The organism is Streptomyces cahuitamycinicus, from assembly GCF_002891435.1.
GTDB lineage: Bacteria > Actinomycetota > Actinomycetes > Streptomycetales > Streptomycetaceae > Streptomyces > Streptomyces cahuitamycinicus.
The window spans coordinates 19,033-32,868 of sequence record NZ_POUC01000017.1 but is presented as its reverse complement, the minus strand read 5'-3'; the positions used below and the strand labels follow the sequence as shown (position 1 = coordinate 32,868).

Annotated in this window: 13 protein-coding genes; 6 read left to right on the top strand and 7 right to left on the bottom strand. The window is 71.4% G+C overall.

The features are described 5' to 3' along the window. Nucleotides 1-42: 42 nt before the first annotated feature. Both C1J00_RS04465 and argH read right to left on the bottom strand, forming a co-directional pair. Entirely contained in the window at nucleotides 43-1,014 is a 972-nt protein-coding gene (locus tag C1J00_RS04465) for an aldo/keto reductase (protein ID WP_102907711.1), read from the bottom strand. 150 nt (nucleotides 1,015-1,164) lie between these two features. Beyond that, entirely contained in the window at nucleotides 1,165-2,598 is a 1,434-nt protein-coding gene (gene argH, locus C1J00_RS04460; protein WP_102907710.1) for an argininosuccinate lyase, read from the bottom strand. Nucleotides 2,599-2,880: 282 nt separating this feature from the next. Between argH and C1J00_RS04455 the strand changes: the two genes are divergently transcribed. The 6 genes from C1J00_RS04455 to C1J00_RS04430 all read left to right on the top strand — a co-directional run bounded on the left by C1J00_RS04455 (nucleotide 2,881) and on the right by C1J00_RS04430 (nucleotide 8,669). Beyond that, nucleotides 2,881-3,813 carry a hypothetical protein gene (locus C1J00_RS04455; protein WP_102907709.1) on the top strand — a complete coding sequence of 311 codons (933 nt, stop codon included), beginning with the start codon at nucleotides 2,881-2,883 and terminating at the stop codon, nucleotides 3,811-3,813. A gap of 140 nt (nucleotides 3,814-3,953) precedes the next feature. Further along, complete coding sequence (locus tag C1J00_RS04450; RefSeq protein ID WP_102907708.1) at nucleotides 3,954-4,541, top strand: pyridoxamine 5'-phosphate oxidase family protein; 588 nt, start codon at nucleotides 3,954-3,956, stop codon at nucleotides 4,539-4,541. A gap of 3 nt (nucleotides 4,542-4,544) precedes the next feature. After that, nucleotides 4,545-5,243 (top strand): L,D-transpeptidase family protein, encoded by a 699-nt coding sequence (locus C1J00_RS04445; protein WP_102907707.1) that lies wholly within the window; start codon nucleotides 4,545-4,547, stop codon nucleotides 5,241-5,243. 127 nt (nucleotides 5,244-5,370) lie between these two features. Beyond that, nucleotides 5,371-6,753 carry a ferredoxin reductase family protein gene (locus tag C1J00_RS04440; RefSeq protein ID WP_180989401.1) on the top strand — a complete coding sequence of 461 codons (1,383 nt, stop codon included), beginning with the start codon at nucleotides 5,371-5,373 and terminating at the stop codon, nucleotides 6,751-6,753. Between the two features lie 40 nt (nucleotides 6,754-6,793). Further along, nucleotides 6,794-7,873, top strand: coding sequence for an FMN-binding protein (locus C1J00_RS04435; RefSeq protein WP_102907706.1), 1,080 nt, complete (start codon nucleotides 6,794-6,796; stop codon nucleotides 7,871-7,873). After that, nucleotides 7,866-8,669 (top strand): FAD:protein FMN transferase, encoded by an 804-nt coding sequence (locus C1J00_RS04430; protein ID WP_439333380.1) that lies wholly within the window; start codon nucleotides 7,866-7,868, stop codon nucleotides 8,667-8,669. Before C1J00_RS04435 ends, C1J00_RS04430 begins: the two co-directional genes overlap by 8 nt. Before the next feature lie 217 nt (nucleotides 8,670-8,886). Here the strand turns inward: C1J00_RS04430 and C1J00_RS04425 are convergent, their stop codons facing one another. The 5 genes from C1J00_RS04425 to argC are packed head-to-tail and all read right to left on the bottom strand — an operon-like array spanning nucleotide 8,887 to nucleotide 13,738. Then, nucleotides 8,887-9,438 (bottom strand): arginine repressor, encoded by a 552-nt coding sequence (locus C1J00_RS04425; protein ID WP_102907705.1) that lies wholly within the window; start codon nucleotides 9,436-9,438, stop codon nucleotides 8,887-8,889. A gap of 7 nt (nucleotides 9,439-9,445) precedes the next feature. Further along, a complete protein-coding gene (locus C1J00_RS04420; protein WP_102907704.1) occupies nucleotides 9,446-10,645 on the bottom strand; it encodes an acetylornithine transaminase in 1,200 nt (399 codons plus the stop codon). Then, complete coding sequence (gene argB, locus C1J00_RS04415; RefSeq protein WP_102907703.1) at nucleotides 10,642-11,565, bottom strand: acetylglutamate kinase; 924 nt, start codon at nucleotides 11,563-11,565, stop codon at nucleotides 10,642-10,644. The genes C1J00_RS04420 and argB overlap by 4 nt, the downstream gene beginning before the upstream one ends. Next, on the bottom strand, nucleotides 11,562-12,713 hold the full coding sequence (gene argJ, locus C1J00_RS04410; RefSeq protein ID WP_102907702.1) for a bifunctional glutamate N-acetyltransferase/amino-acid acetyltransferase ArgJ: 1,152 nt from the start codon (nucleotides 12,711-12,713) through the stop codon (nucleotides 11,562-11,564). The genes argB and argJ overlap by 4 nt, the downstream gene beginning before the upstream one ends. Then, nucleotides 12,710-13,738 carry an N-acetyl-gamma-glutamyl-phosphate reductase gene (gene argC / locus C1J00_RS04405; protein ID WP_102907701.1) on the bottom strand — a complete coding sequence of 343 codons (1,029 nt, stop codon included), beginning with the start codon at nucleotides 13,736-13,738 and terminating at the stop codon, nucleotides 12,710-12,712. The genes argJ and argC overlap by 4 nt, the downstream gene beginning before the upstream one ends. Nucleotides 13,739-13,836 lie beyond the last annotated feature (98 nt).

The window sequence follows — 13,836 nt, the reverse complement described above, 5'->3', positions numbered from 1 at the left end:
CGTGACTCACGGCAGCGGACAGAGGGAAAGGGAAGGGGGTGATCAGTGCCAGGGCAGCTGCGCGCGCCGCTCCCAGTACGCCTGCGGCTCCTCCACCAGAGCGGCGAGGCGGGTCAGCTGGTCGTCGTCGAGGTCCACGACCGCCGCGTGCAGGTTAGAGGCGAGCTGGTTGGTGGTCGCGGCACCGGAGAGGACGACACCGGCCCAGGGCTGCCGGAGGACCACGGCCAGGGCGACGGCGTCGCAGCCCATCCCGGTCTGTTCGGCGATCTCCCGCACGGCGTCAGGAGCGTGCGGCCCGGCGAGCCGGCCGTTGGCCATGCCCTCCTTGACGATCACGGTGAGTCCGGCGTCGTGCGCCTCGGCGAGGGCGGGGGCGGCGGAGGTCTCCAGCGCGTTGTACGTGGACTGCACCGTACGGAAGAGCGGTTCGCCGTCGACCGTCACGGCGAGGGCTGCGCGGATCGCGTCCGCCTGCGCGGGGCCGCTGGTGGAGAAGCCGACGGTGAGGCCCCGCTCGGCGGCTTCCGCGAGCCTGGCGTGCAACTCCTTGTCGGTGAGGGCCGGGCTGTCCGGGGTCACCGAGTGGATCTGGTAGAGGTCGAGCAGGTCGCCGAGCAGGGTCTCGCTCTCCGCGCGCTGGCGCTCGTAGGTGGCGAGGGTGTGGTCCTTGACCTCGTGCTTCTCGGCGTCCGTCGACCAGTCGGCGGTGTAGGTGTAACCCCACTTGCTGCCTACGACGATGTCGCGGAAGCTCGGCCTCGCCTTGAGCCAGTCGGCGAGGAACTCCTCGGAGCGGCCGTAGGAGCGGGCGACGTCGAAGTAGCGGACGCCCTGGGCGTAGGCGGCGTCGAGGAGTTCGTGGGTGCGGTGGCGGAGCGCCTCGACGCTGCGGTCCTCTCCGAGATCCTGGTCCCGTCCGAGGTTGATATAGCCGGGGCGCCCTACGGCGGCGAGGCCCAGTCCGATGTGGCAGGTGGGGGTCGTTGCGGTTGCCAGTCGAGCGAAGGGCATCGCGGGCTCCGTTGGTCGGGTCCGGTACGGCTTCCGACCAACGTACCCGCGATGACCTTCGCCTCAGAGCTCGAACGTTGCGGTGTTTCGGCGAGTGCGGGTCGCTTCGCCTGTTCGCGCGGTTCCCCGCGCCCCTGAGGGCGATTGCCCTCAGGCCTGCTTCCTGGCCACCGCCCACTCGTGCTGGGCCGCCACGTCCGCCTTCACCTCTGCCAGCTGGACGGCGACCGCGCTCGGGGCCGTGCCGCCCCTGCCGTTGCGGGAGGCCAGGGCGCCGGTGACGTTGAGGACCGTGCGGACCTCGGGGGTCAGGTGGCTGGAGATCTTCGCGAACTGGTCGTCCGTCAGCTCGTCCAGCTCCTTGCCCTCGGCCTCGGCGGTCTTCACACACTCACCCGCGACGTCATGGGCCACCCGGAACGGGACGCCCTGCTTGACCAGCCACTCGGCGATGTCCGTGGCGAGGGAGAAGCCGGCGGGGGCCAGTTCGGCCATGCGCTCGCGGTGGACGGTGAGGGTGGCCATCATTCCGGTGAAGGCCGGGAGCAGGACCTCCAGCTGGTCGATGGAGTCGAAGACCGGCTCCTTGTCCTCCTGGAGGTCGCGGTTGTAGGCGAGGGGCAGCGCCTTCAGCGTCGCCATCAGGCCGGTCAGGTTGCCGATCAGGCGGCCGGACTTGCCGCGCGCCAGCTCCGCGATGTCCGGGTTCTTCTTCTGCGGCATGATCGACGAGCCCGTGGAGAACGCGTCGTGCAGGGTCACGAAGGAGAACTCCTTCGTGTTCCAGATGATGATCTCCTCGGCGATCCTGGAGAGATTGACCCCGATCATCGCCGTGATGAACGCGAACTCGGCGACGAAGTCGCGGGAGGCCGTGCCGTCGATGGAGTTGCCGGCCGATCCGTGCTCGAAGCCGAGGTCCTCGGCCACCGCCTCCGGGTCCAGCCCGAGGGAGGAGCCCGCCAGGGCACCCGAGCCATAGGGCGAGACCGCCGTGCGCGCGTCCCACTGGCGCAGCCGCTCCGCATCCCGGGAGAGGGACTGGACGTGGGCCAGGACGTGGTGGGCGAAGAGGACGGGCTGGGCGTGCTGGAGGTGTGTGCGGCCGGGCATCGCCACGTCGGGGTGCGCCTCGGCGAGGCCGATCAGCGCGTCCTGGAGCTCGGCGATGAGGCCGCCGACGCTCCGGGCGTGATCCCGCAGGTACATGCGGAAGAGGGTCGCGACCTGGTCGTTGCGGGACCGGCCCGCGCGCAGTTTGCCGCCCAGGTCGGGGCCGAGGCGCTCCAGGAGGCCGCGCTCCAGGGCGGTGTGGACGTCCTCGTCGGCGATCGTGCCCACGAAGGAGCCGTCGGCGACGTCGGCCTCCAGCTGGTCGAGACCGGCGATCATGCGGGTCAGTTCGTCTTCGGTGAGCAGGCCCGCCTTGTGCAGCACGCGCGCGTGGGCGCGCGAACCGGCGATGTCGTACGGCGCGAGGCGCCAGTCGAAGTGGACGGACGCGGACAGCTTCGCCAGGGCCTCTGCGGGACCGTCGGCGAAACGACCGCCCCAGAGCCGGACGTCACCGCTGTTGCTGCTCACCTGCTGCGCTCCTCGATGGATGTGGATGTGCCGGCGGCTTCCCGCCCAGAGGCGGGGAGACGGTCGTCACGCTACTGCTCGGGGCGGATCCTCGATATGCATGAGTATGCAGTTCAGTGCATGATTCGTCAATCCAGGCGGACCGGGGGTCGGATTCCGGCCAGGCGAGAGGAATTTGAAGATCCTTTGAACACGCGAAACCGCTTACCCGTACCTCTCGCCGAACGCAGGCGCCGCGTTACGACACCGACGACACCCCCGACCCCCTAGTGAGGCATCCGCATGTCCAGGGCTCTTCCGAAGTACAACAAGCGTCGCGTCACGTTCATCGGCGGCGCCGCCGCGGTGGCGCTGTCCGGCACGGTGATCGCCGGCTTCGCCCTCGCCGGGGAGACCCCCGACAGCGGTGGCGCGAGCGCCCGGACGCTGGCGGGCCCCGGCACCATCACGTGCCCGGACGTCACGGGCCAGCTGCCCGCCGTCCCCGCCTCTGCGAAGGCGGAGGTCGACCGCAACCTCGGCGATCTGCAGACCCAGATCGAGGAGGCCAACAAGCGCCTCGTCGACACCGTCGGCCAGGGCGGCCCCAACTTCGTCCAGAACGCCATCCTCGGCCCCCTGGAGGACAAGCGCGTCGCCGCTCTGAACCGCATCGAGACCGCGATCGGGCGGGCCGCCGCGAAGCCCGAGGGCCTCGAGGCCTTCGCCGCCTGCCAGCTCAACGCCGACGGTGGCGCCGGTGCGGGCGAGGCGGCGGGCGGTGAGGCGGGCGCCGGCGCGGAGGCGGGCGCGGGCGCCGGAGCCGGAGCCGGTGCGGGCGCCGAAGAAGGCGGCGCGGGTACCGAGGCGGGTGCCGGCGCGGAGGCCGGCGGGGGCGCCCAGGAGGGCGGCGCCGGTGCGGGCGACGCGGCGGGCGCCGGGGCCGGCACCATCAGCTGCCCGGACGTCGCCTCCCAGCTGCCGGCGATCCCCGCCTCGGCCCAGGCCGAGGTCGACCGCAACCTGACGCTGCTGGACACGCAGGTCGCCGAGGCCAACAAGCGCCTGGTCGACACGGTCGGCCAGGGCGGCCCCAACTTCGTCCAGAACGCCATCCTCGGCCCCCTGGAGGACAAGCGGATCTCCACCGTCAACCGCATCGCCACGGCCATCGGCCGCACGGCCGAGAAGCCGGCCGGACTGGACTCCCTGGCCGCCTGCACGCTCACCAAGTGAGGTGACAGGCGCTGTGGCCGCCCCGCGGGAGCGCCGGCCGGGGCGGCCACGTACGACGCCTGCTCGCGGGATCCGGCAGAGGTGACCGGATCCCGCAATTCCTTAGACAGTCGAAAGATCTGCGCCCATAATCGTTCGACATGGGAAAGACTCATGAGTGCATAGACGGCCGGCTCCGCACGTTCATCGAGGCGCAGCCGGTCTTCTTCACCGCCACCGCTCCCCTGGCCGCCGACGGCACGGTCAACCTCTCGCCCAAGGGACTCACGGGCTCCTTCGCGGTCCTCGACGAGCTCACGGTGGCCTACCTCGACTTCGCCGGTTCCAACGCCGAGACCATCGCCCATCTGCGGGAGAACGGGCGGATCACCCTGATGTGGTGCGCCTTCCAGGGCCCGCCGAACATCGTCCGCGTGCACGGCAGAGGTGAACCGGTCTTCCGCGACGACCCCCGTTTCGGGGAGCTGCTCGCGCACTTCCCGGACATCGACCCGACGCGGCACGGCCTGCGCGCGATCATCGTCGTCACCGCCGAACTCGTCCGCGACACCTGCGGCTACGGGGTGCCCTTCATGGCGTACGAGGAGGACCGGGACCTGCACGGCAAGCGGTTCGCCCGGGAGGACGACGCCTCACTCAGCGCGTACTTCAGCAAGAAGGAGCACATCGCCAGCAGCCTGGACGGACTACCCGGGCTGCCGTTGCCGCTGCCTCCCTCTACGGTCTGAGGCATGCGCCCCGGTGCCGTCGCCCTCGCCGCCTCCTGTCTGATCGCGCTCGGCGCCGGGCAGCCCGCCCCGCCGCCGCTGCCGGCTCGGATGGCGGACACCGGCGGCGGCACCCAGCTGATCACCGCGGTGGCCCCGGAGCGGGCCTCGACGACGGGCACGGTGGTCTGGTGGGACCGCGGTGGGGACGGACGCTGGGTGCGAAAGGGCTCCGCGCCCGCCCGTTTCGGAGCGAACGGGCTCGTCGCGGGCGCCTCCCGCGAGCAGGGCACCAGCACCACACCCACCGGCCTCTACGGTCTGCCGTACGCCTTCGGCATCAAGGCGGCGCCGCGGGGGACGGCGTACAGCTACCGCAGGGTGCACCGGGACTCCTGGTGGTGCCAGGACAACGACTCCCGCTCCTACAACCGATGGAGCGAGCCGCGCGCGGCCGACTGCCGGGCCGCCGAGGCAGAGCAGCTGATCACCTACCGCGCCCAGTACGCGCACGCGCTCGTCATCGGTTTCAACTACGAGCGTCCCGTGCGAGGGCGCGGCGCGGGCATCTTCCTCCACGCCGACGGGCGGGGCGCGACGGCCGGTTGTGTCTCCGTGCCCGAGGACGCGATGCGGCGGATCCTGACCTGGGCCGACCCCTCGCGGCGGCCGCACATCGCCGTCGGCACGAAGAGCGGGAAGACGGCCGTCACGCGTCTGTGACGGGGCGCCGGCCGAACGCGTGTTACCAGCGGTCACCCCTGTTCGCACCCGACTCGGGACGCAGCTGAACACTCCTGTGTCCCGGCACGTATCTGTGGGCCAAGGGTCAAGTCCCCACGGAGGAACCGTGACCACCACGCTCGCAGGCGGACGTGCCGCCCGCCGCCAGACGATGCGCCGCATCCGCCCGCGCCGCTCCCCGGCCGTCCCGCTGCTGATCGCCCTGTGGGCCGGTGCGGCGGCCGTGCTGTGGCTGTGGTGGGACAACACACCGTCCCTCGCGGACAACACGAGCAAGATCCTGGCCGCCGGCCGGATCACCGGCCTGCTCGCCGGCTACCTCATGGCGCTGGTGGTGCTCCAGATGGCCCGGGTGCCCGCGCTGGAGCGCCGGGTGGGCACCGACCGGGTCGCGCGCTGGCACGCCATGACCGGCCGCTACACGCTCTGCCTGGTCCTCGCCCATGTCTTCCTCATCATGTGGGGCTACGCCCTCCAGGCGGGCAAGGGGCTCGGCGACATCGTCCAGCAGACGACGGACTCCATCAACCAGCTTCCGGACATGGGCAAGGCCGCCATCGGCACGGGCCTGCTGTTCGTCATCGGGATCCTGTCGATCGGCGGGGTGCGCCGGCTGATCGGGTACGACACCTGGTACCACGTGCACCTGCTGACGTACGCGGCGGTGTACCTGACGTTCTGGCACCAGATCACCACCGGTAACGAGTTCGCCGTCGAGCCCGCCGCGAAGACCTTCTGGTACGGGCTGTACGGCGTGGTGACCGCGCTGGTGGTCTGGTACCGGATCCTCACCCCGATCCGGCTGAACATGCGGCACCGCATGCGGGTGGAGGCGGTCATCGAGGAGACGCCCGGGATCGTGTCCGTGCTGATCAGCGGGCGCAAGCTGCACCGGATGGGCGCGGAGGCCGGGCACTTCTTCCGCTGGCGGTTCAAGGCACCGGGGATGCGCTTCAGTTCGCACCCGTACTCGCTGTCGGCGGCGCCCCGCCCGGACATGCTGCGGATCACGGTCAAGGCGATCGGTGACCACACCTCCCGGCTGCGTGATCTGGAGCCCGGCACCAAGGTGTGGGCGGAGGGCCCGTACGGAGCGATGACCGCGCAGCGCCGAAGCCGCGGCAAGGTGCTGCTGGTCGCGGGCGGCGTGGGCATCACCCCGATGCGGGCGCTGTTCGAGACGCTGCCGGGCGCGTCCGGCGACATCACCCTTCTCTACCGGGCCAACACCACCCAGGACCTGGCGCTGTGGGGCGAACTCGCCAAGATCGCCGACGAGCGCGGTGCCCGGCTGATGTACGCGGTCAACAGCCCGGAGGGAGAACGCCCCGACATCTCGGCGGAGTCCCTCCAGCGCAAGATCCCGGACATCGACGACCACGACGTCTTCATGTGCGGTCCGCCCGGGTTCGCCCAGTCGGTCTACGAGGCACTGCGCGGCGCGGGAGTACCCGCACGCCGTATCCATCACGAGTCGTTCGAGATGTGAGCGACGGGACACCAACGGTCTTTCAGGAGTTTGGGAAACGATGAGGAAGTCTCACCCCGTCCGGCGTGCCGTGCTCGCCGGCGCAGCCACCGTCTCCGGGATCGTGCTGCTGCTGTCGCTGAAGCCGGCCTCCGACCCGGGCTCCGCCCAGGCGGCGGGTCAGGCGCCGCCCGCGGCGGCCGGGCAGGCCCCGCAGGGCGGCGTGAACGGCGCGGTCACCGGTGACGCGGCGCAGACGCAGTACGGCGCGGTGCAGGTCCGCCTGACCATGAACAACGGCAAGATCACCCAGGCCGAGGCGGTCCAGGCCCCCAAGGGCGGCCGCAGCGACCAGATCACGACCAGCTCGGTGCCGCGCCTGAACCAGGCGGCGGTCGCGGCGCAGAGCGCGGAGATCGACGCGGTCTCGGGCGCCACCTACACCAGCGCCGGCTACAAGAAGTCCCTCCAGTCGGCCCTGGACAAGGCGAAGGCGTCGGCCGGAGCGCAGCAGGGGTCGGGCAACGCGCAGACGCTGACCGGCGATGTCGCGCAGACGCAGTACGGGCCGGTGCAGGTGCGGGTGACGGTCGCGGGCGGGAAGATCACCAAGGCCGAGGCCGTGCAGGCTCCCAAGGGCGGCCGCAGCGACCAGGTCACCTCCTCCTCCGTCCCCCGCCTCAACCAGGCGGCCGTTGCGGCCGGAAACGCGGACATCGACGCGGTCTCGGGCGCCACCTACACCAGCGCCGGCTACAAGAAGTCCCTCCAGTCGGCCCTGGACAAGGCTCCGGCCGGCGGCGGCTCCTCGCAGGCCGCGGGCTCGGGGGGTGGTCAGGCGGCGGGTTCCGGCGGCGGTCAGGCGGCGCCGCGGACCCTGACCGGCAGCGTGGCGCAGACGCAGTACGGTCCGGTGCAGGTGCGGGTGACCGTGGCGGGCGGGAAGATCACCAAGGCCGAGGCCGTGCAGGCTCCCAAGGGCGGCCGCAGCGACCAGGTCACCTCCTCCTCCGTCCCCCGCCTCAACCAGGCGGCCGTGGCGGCCGGAAACGCGCAGATCGACGCCGTGTCCGGGGCCACGTACACCAGCGCCGGCTACAAGAAGTCCCTCCAGTCCGCGCTGGACCAGGCCGGTGGCTGACACGGTGGCCGACTCCGCTGAGGCTCCCGCCGCGGTACGTCATGCCGAGGAGACGATGGGGACCGTCTTCTCCTTCGACGTCCGCGGCGGGGAACCGGCCGCCGTGCGCGCGGCCCTGGACGAGGCCGTCGCCGGGCTGCACCGGGTCGACGAGGTGTTCAGCACGTACCGCGAGGACAGCCAGATCTCCCGCCTGCGGCGCGGGGAGCTGACCGTCGCGGAGTGCGACCCCGAGGTCGCAGAGGTGCTGGAACTGGCCACCGAGGCGGAGCGGAGAAGCGACGGCTGGTTCAGCACGTCGTACCGGGGCCGCCTCGATCCGACCGGCATCGTCAAGGGCTGGGCGGTCGAGCGGGCGGCGCGGCGGCTGGCGGACGTGCCCGGGGTGTGCGGAGTGAACCTGAACGGCGGCGGCGATGTGCAGTTGCTCGGGACACCGGGTGGGCAGCGGCCGTGGCGCGTGGGCGTGGCCGACCCGTTGCGTCCGGGGGGTCTCGCGGCGGTCGTCTCCGCGGCCGGGACGGCGGAACTGTCCGTGGCCACGTCCGGCACGGCGGAGCGGGGAGACCACATCGTCGATCCCCGTACGGGGCGTTCCGCGGTGACCGACCTGGTCGCCGTGACGGTGGTGGGCCCCCGGCTGACGTGGGTGGACTGCTGGGCGACGGCGGCGTTCGCGATGGGCTCGCGGGAGGGGCTGGCGTGGCTGGAGTCACTGCCGGATGTGGAGGCGCTGCTGATCACGGCCGGCGACGAGGTGCGGTGCACGGGCGGGTTGGCTACGCGGCTGGGGTGAGTCCTCGCCGACGCCGGGCGGGTTGGCTACGCGGCTGGGCTGAGTCTTCGCCGACGCCGGGCGGGTCCGCAGCCCGGCGAAACAGGGTGCCGCTTCTGTGGGACGGGTGCCGCCCCGGGCGGCACGCGTGCCCGCGGCGGGGGCGTACGCCCTCAGGGGCGCGGGGAACTGCGCGATCAGCCACGCACCACCCGCACTGCGCCACCCGCCCGTACCCCTACGGCGCGTGCCCGTTCTGCGCCAGCATCAGCAGATGATCCGCCAGCGCCTGCCCACCCGTCGGCTCCCTGCTGATCAGCAGCAACGTGTCGTCCCCGGCGATCGTCCCCAGGATGTCGTGGAGCTCGGCCTGGTCGATCGCCGAGGCCAGGAACTGCGCCGCCCCCGGAGGGGTGCGCAGGACCACGAGATTCGCCGAAGCCTCCGCTGAGATCAGCAACTCCTGCGAGAGCCGCCGCATCCGCTCCTCCTTCGCCGACCCGCCCAGCGGCGCCCGGGGCGTACGGAAACCGCCCTCGCTGGGCACCGCGTAGATCAGGTCGCCGTCGGTGTTGCGGATCTTCACCGCGTTCAGTTCGTCCAGGTCCCGGCTGAGCGTCGCCTGCGTGACGTTCAGCCCGTCGTCGGCGAGGAGCTTCGCCAGCTGGCTCTGCGAGCGGACCGGCTGCCGGTTGAGGATGTCCACGATCCGGCGGTGGCGGGCGGTGCGGGTCTGCGGCACGGCGGGCCCGTTCGCCCCCGGCTGCTCGTGGTCCTGCGCCTGGCTCATCGTCGTCTCATTTCCCGGATCGTCCGTCCCCGCTCACTGCCTGGAGGATGCCGGGCAGCGCCCCGAGGAACGCGTCCACCTCGTCGTCGCGGAGGTTCAGGGGCGGCATCAGCCGGACGACGTCGGGGGCGGGCACGTTCACCAGGAATCCGGCCTCCTGAGCCGCCTGGCGCACCTGCGGCGCGAGCGGCTCGGTCAGCACGATACCCAGGAGGAGTCCCGTTCCCCGGACGAAATCGATCAACTCATGCCCGAGGCCCTCGATTCCGTCCCGCAACCTCTCGCTCTGCCGTTTGACGTTGTCCAGCAGCCCTTCGTCCTCGATGGTGTCGAGGACGGCGAGCCCGGCGGCACAGGCGACCGGGTTGCCGCCGAAGGTGGTGCCGTGCTGGCCGGGCTGGAGCAGGTCGGCCGCGCGACCGAAGGCGACGGTGGCGCCCAGCGGCAGTCCGCCGCCGAGCTGCTTGGCGAGGGTGACGACGTCGGGCAGGACGCCCTCGTGGGCCTGGTACTCGAACCAGTGCCCGGTGCGGCCGATGCCGGTCTGCACCTCGTCGAGGACGAGGAGCGCCCCGGTCACGGCAGTGATGGCCCGGGCCGCCTTGAGGTAGCCGGCCGGCGGGACGACCACGCCGAGCTCGCCCTGGACCGGTTCGAGGATGACGAGCGCGGTCTCCTCGGTGACCGCCGCGGCCAGGGCCTGCGCGTCGCCGAAGGGCACGTGGGTGACGTCGCCGGGCAGCGGCAGGAACGGCTCGCGCTTGCCGGCCTGGCCGGTCATGGCCAGGGCGCCCATGGTCCGGCCGTGGAAGGCACCCTCGGTGGCGACGACGTGGGTTCGCCCGGTCAGCCGGCCGATCTTGAACGCGGCCTCGTTGGCCTCGGCGCCGGAGTTGCAGAAGAAGACCTTGCCGTCCCGGCCGAAGAGGTTGAGCAGCCGCTCGGCGAGGGCGACGGTCGGCTCGGCCATGAAGAAGTTGGAGATGTGGCCGAGGGAGCCGATCTGGCGGCTCACCGCCTCGACGATCGCCGGGTGGGCTTGGCCGAGGGCGTTGGTGGCGATGCCGCCGACGAAGTCGAGGTAGGAGGTGCCGTCGGCGTCCCATACACGGGTGCCCTCGCCGCGCGCCAGGGGCAGCAGCGGGGTGCCGTAGTTGTTCATGAGTGCGCCCTGCCACCGCTCGGCGTACTCCTGATGGGCGGTCATACGGCTTCCCCCTCTTGTTCGTCGGCCACGACCATCGTGCCGATGCCCTCGTCGGTGAAGATCTCCAGCAGGATCGAGTGCTGGACCCGGCCGTCGATGACGCGGGCCGTGGTGACGCCGCCCCGCACGGCGTGCAGGCAGCCCTCCATCTTCGGCACCATGCCGGACGACAGGTCCGGCAGCAGCCGCTCCAGCTCGGAGGCGGTGAGGCGGCTGATCACCTCGTCGCTGTTCGGCCAGTCCTCGTAGAGGCCCTCGACGTCCGTGAGGACCATGAGGGTTTCGGCGCCCAGTGCAGCAGCGAGTGCCGCAGCCGCCGTATCAGCATTGACGTTGTAGACATGCCCCATATCACCGTCGTCCTGGGAGCGGGCGATCGAGGAGACGACCGGGATGCGGCCGTCGGCGAGCAGGGCCTCGATCGCGCCCGTGTCGATCGCGGTGATCTCGCCGACCCGCCCGATGTCGACGAGTTCGCCGTCGATCTCGGGCTGGTGCTTGGTGGCGGTGATGGTGTGCGCGTCCTCGCCGGTCAGGCCGACGGCGAGCGGCCCGTGCTGGTTGAGCAGCCCGACCAGTTCGCGCTGGACCTGCCCCGCCAGCACCATCCGTACGACGTCCATGGCGTCCTCGGTGGTCACCCTGAGGCCCGCCTTGAACTCGCTGACGATGCCGTGCCGGTCGAGGGCGGCGCTGATCTGCGGACCGCCGCCGTGCACGACGACGGGCTTGAGACCGGCGTGGTGCAGGAACACCACGTCCTGGGCGAAGGCGGCCTTGAGGTCCTCGTCGATCATGGCGTTGCCGCCGAACTTGATGACGACTGTCTTGCCGTTGTGCCGGACCAGCCAGGGCAGGGCCTCGATGAGGATCTGGGCCTTGGGCAGCGCGGTGTGCTTGCGCGTCGCTCCACTGCTCATGACGAGTACGCGCTGTTCTCGTGGACGTAGTCGGCGGTGAGGTCGTTGGTCCAGATGGTGGCGGTCTCCGAGCCGGCGGCAAGGTCGGCGACGATGTGGATCTCCCGGAAGCGCATGTCGACCGTGTCCCGGTCCTCGCCGACACCGCCGTTCTTGCAGACCCAGACGCCGTTGATGGCGACGTTGAGCCGGTCGGGCTCGAAGGCCGCCCGGGTGGTGCCGATCGCGGAGAGGACGCGGCCCCAGTTGGGGTCCTCGCCGTGGAGGGCGCACTTGAGGAGGTTGTTGCGGGCGATGGAGCGGCCCACCTCGACGGCGTCGTCCTCGGTCGCGGCGTTGATCACCTCGACCTTGATGTCCTTGCTGGCTCCCTCGGCGTCCCGGATGAGCTGCTGGCCGAGGTCGTCGCAGACCTGCCGTACGGTCTCGGCGAACTCCGCGTATTCCGGGGTGACTTCGGCTGAGCCGGAGGCGAGGAGCAGCACGGTGTCGTTGGTGGACATGCAGCCGTCGGAGTCGACCCGGTCGAAGGTGGTGCGGGTGGCGTCGCGCAGGGCCTTGTCGAGCACCTCGTCGTCGAGGGCGGCGTCGGTGGTGAGGACGACGAGCATGGTGGCGAGGCCGGGGGCGAGCATGCCCGCGCCCTTGGCCATACCGCCGACGGTCCAGCCGTCCTTGGTGACGACGGACGTCTTGTGGACGCTGTCGGTGGTCTTGATGGCGATGGCGGCCTTCTCGCCGCCGTGCTCGGAGAGCTGGGCGGCGGCCGTCTCGATGCCCGGGAGCAGTTTGTCCATGGGGAGCAGGACACCGATGAGGCCGGTGGAGCAGACGGCGATCTCGACGGCGCCCCGCCCGAGGACCTCGGCGGCCTTCTCGGCGGTCGCGTGGGTGTCCTGGAAGCCCTTGGGGCCGGTACAGGCGTTGGCACCACCGGAGTTGAGGACGACGGCGGACACCTGCCCGCTCTTCAGTACCTGCTCGGACCACAGGACCGGCGCGGCCTTCACACGGTTGGAGGTGAAGACGCCGGCGGCGGCGCGGCGGGGGCCGGTGTTGACCACGAGGGCCAGGTCCGGGTTGCCGTTCTCCTTGATCCCGGCGGCGATGCCCGCCGCCGTGAACCCCTTTGCTGCCGTCACACTCACGGCGCAACTCCGATCGTCGTCAGTCCGGTGGTCTCGTCGAGACCCAGGGCGATGTTCATGCTCTGGACGGCACCGCCCGCGGTGCCCTTGGTGAGGTTGTCGATGGCGCTGATCACGATGATCCGGCCGGCGGCGGCGTCGTAGGCGACCTGTACCTGAACGGCGTTCGAACCGTAGACGGACGCCGTGGCGGGCCACTGGCCCTCGGGAAGCAGGTGCACGAACGGCTCGTCGGCGAAGGCCTTCTCGTAGGCGGCGCGCAGGGACTCGGCCGTGACGCCGTCGGCGGCCCTGGCGCTGCACGTGGCGAGGATGCCGCGGGGCATCGGGCCGAGGGTCGGCGTGAAGGACACCGTGACCGGCTCTCCCGCGGCGGCGCTGAGGTTCTGGGTGATCTCGGGGGTGTGCCGGTGCGTGCCGCCTACGCCGTACGGGGACATCGAGCCCATGACCTCGCTGCCCAGCAGGTGCGGCTTGGGTGCCTTGCCCGCGCCGGACGTGCCGGACGCTGCGACGATCACGGCCTCGGCCCCGGCCAGGCCGGCGGCGTACGCCGGGAAGAGGGCCAGGGAGACGGCGGTCGGGTAGCAGCCGGGCACCGCGATGCGCTTGGACCCCTCCAGCGCGGCGCGGGCGCCCGGCAGTTCGGGAAGGCCGTAGGGCCAGGTTCCGGCGTGCGGCGAGCCGTAGAACCGCTCCCAGGCGGCGGCGTCCGTCAGGCGGAAGTCGGCACCCATGTCGATCACCAGCACGTCGGGGCCGAGTCGCTCGGCGACGGCGGCGGACTGCCCGTGCGGCAGCGCGAGGAAGACGACGTCGTGGCCGTCGAGGACCTCAGGGGTGGTCTCCTGGAGCACTCGGCCGGCCAGGGGCAGCAGGTGCGGCTGGAGTGAACCGAGCCTCTGCCCCGCGTTCGAGTTGCCGGTCAGGGCACCGATCTCGACCTCGGGGTGCGCCAGGAGCAGACGCAGCAGTTCCCCGCCCGCGTACCCGCTCGCTCCGGCCACTGCCGCACGTACCGCCATGGTTCCTCCTCCTTAGAGGGCATGACTATACGTTTCGCTGCACGTTTATGCAATCCTATACGGGAGCGGCGCGGCTGTCGCGGCGACGGCCCCGGGAA

Bases quoted from the DNA above. Each gene is read 5' to 3' on its own strand.
- C1J00_RS04465 (WP_102907711.1), bottom strand. From the start codon at position 1,014: ATGCCCTTCGCTCGACTGGCAACCGCAACGACCCCCACCTGCCACATC.
- C1J00_RS04455 (WP_102907709.1), top strand. From the start codon at position 2,881: ATGTCCAGGGCTCTTCCGAAGTACAACAAGCGTCGCGTCACGTTCATC.
- C1J00_RS04450 (WP_102907708.1), top strand. From the start codon at position 3,954: ATGGGAAAGACTCATGAGTGCATAGACGGCCGGCTCCGCACGTTCATC.
- C1J00_RS04445 (WP_102907707.1), top strand. From the start codon at position 4,545: ATGCGCCCCGGTGCCGTCGCCCTCGCCGCCTCCTGTCTGATCGCGCTC.
- C1J00_RS04435 (WP_102907706.1), top strand. From the start codon at position 6,794: ATGAGGAAGTCTCACCCCGTCCGGCGTGCCGTGCTCGCCGGCGCAGCC.
- C1J00_RS04425 (WP_102907705.1), bottom strand. From the start codon at position 9,438: ATGAGCCAGGCGCAGGACCACGAGCAGCCGGGGGCGAACGGGCCCGCC.
- C1J00_RS04420 (WP_102907704.1), bottom strand. From the start codon at position 10,645: ATGACCGCCCATCAGGAGTACGCCGAGCGGTGGCAGGGCGCACTCATG.
- argB (WP_102907703.1), bottom strand. From the start codon at position 11,565: ATGAGCAGTGGAGCGACGCGCAAGCACACCGCGCTGCCCAAGGCCCAG.
- argC (WP_102907701.1), bottom strand. From the start codon at position 13,738: ATGGCGGTACGTGCGGCAGTGGCCGGAGCGAGCGGGTACGCGGGCGGG.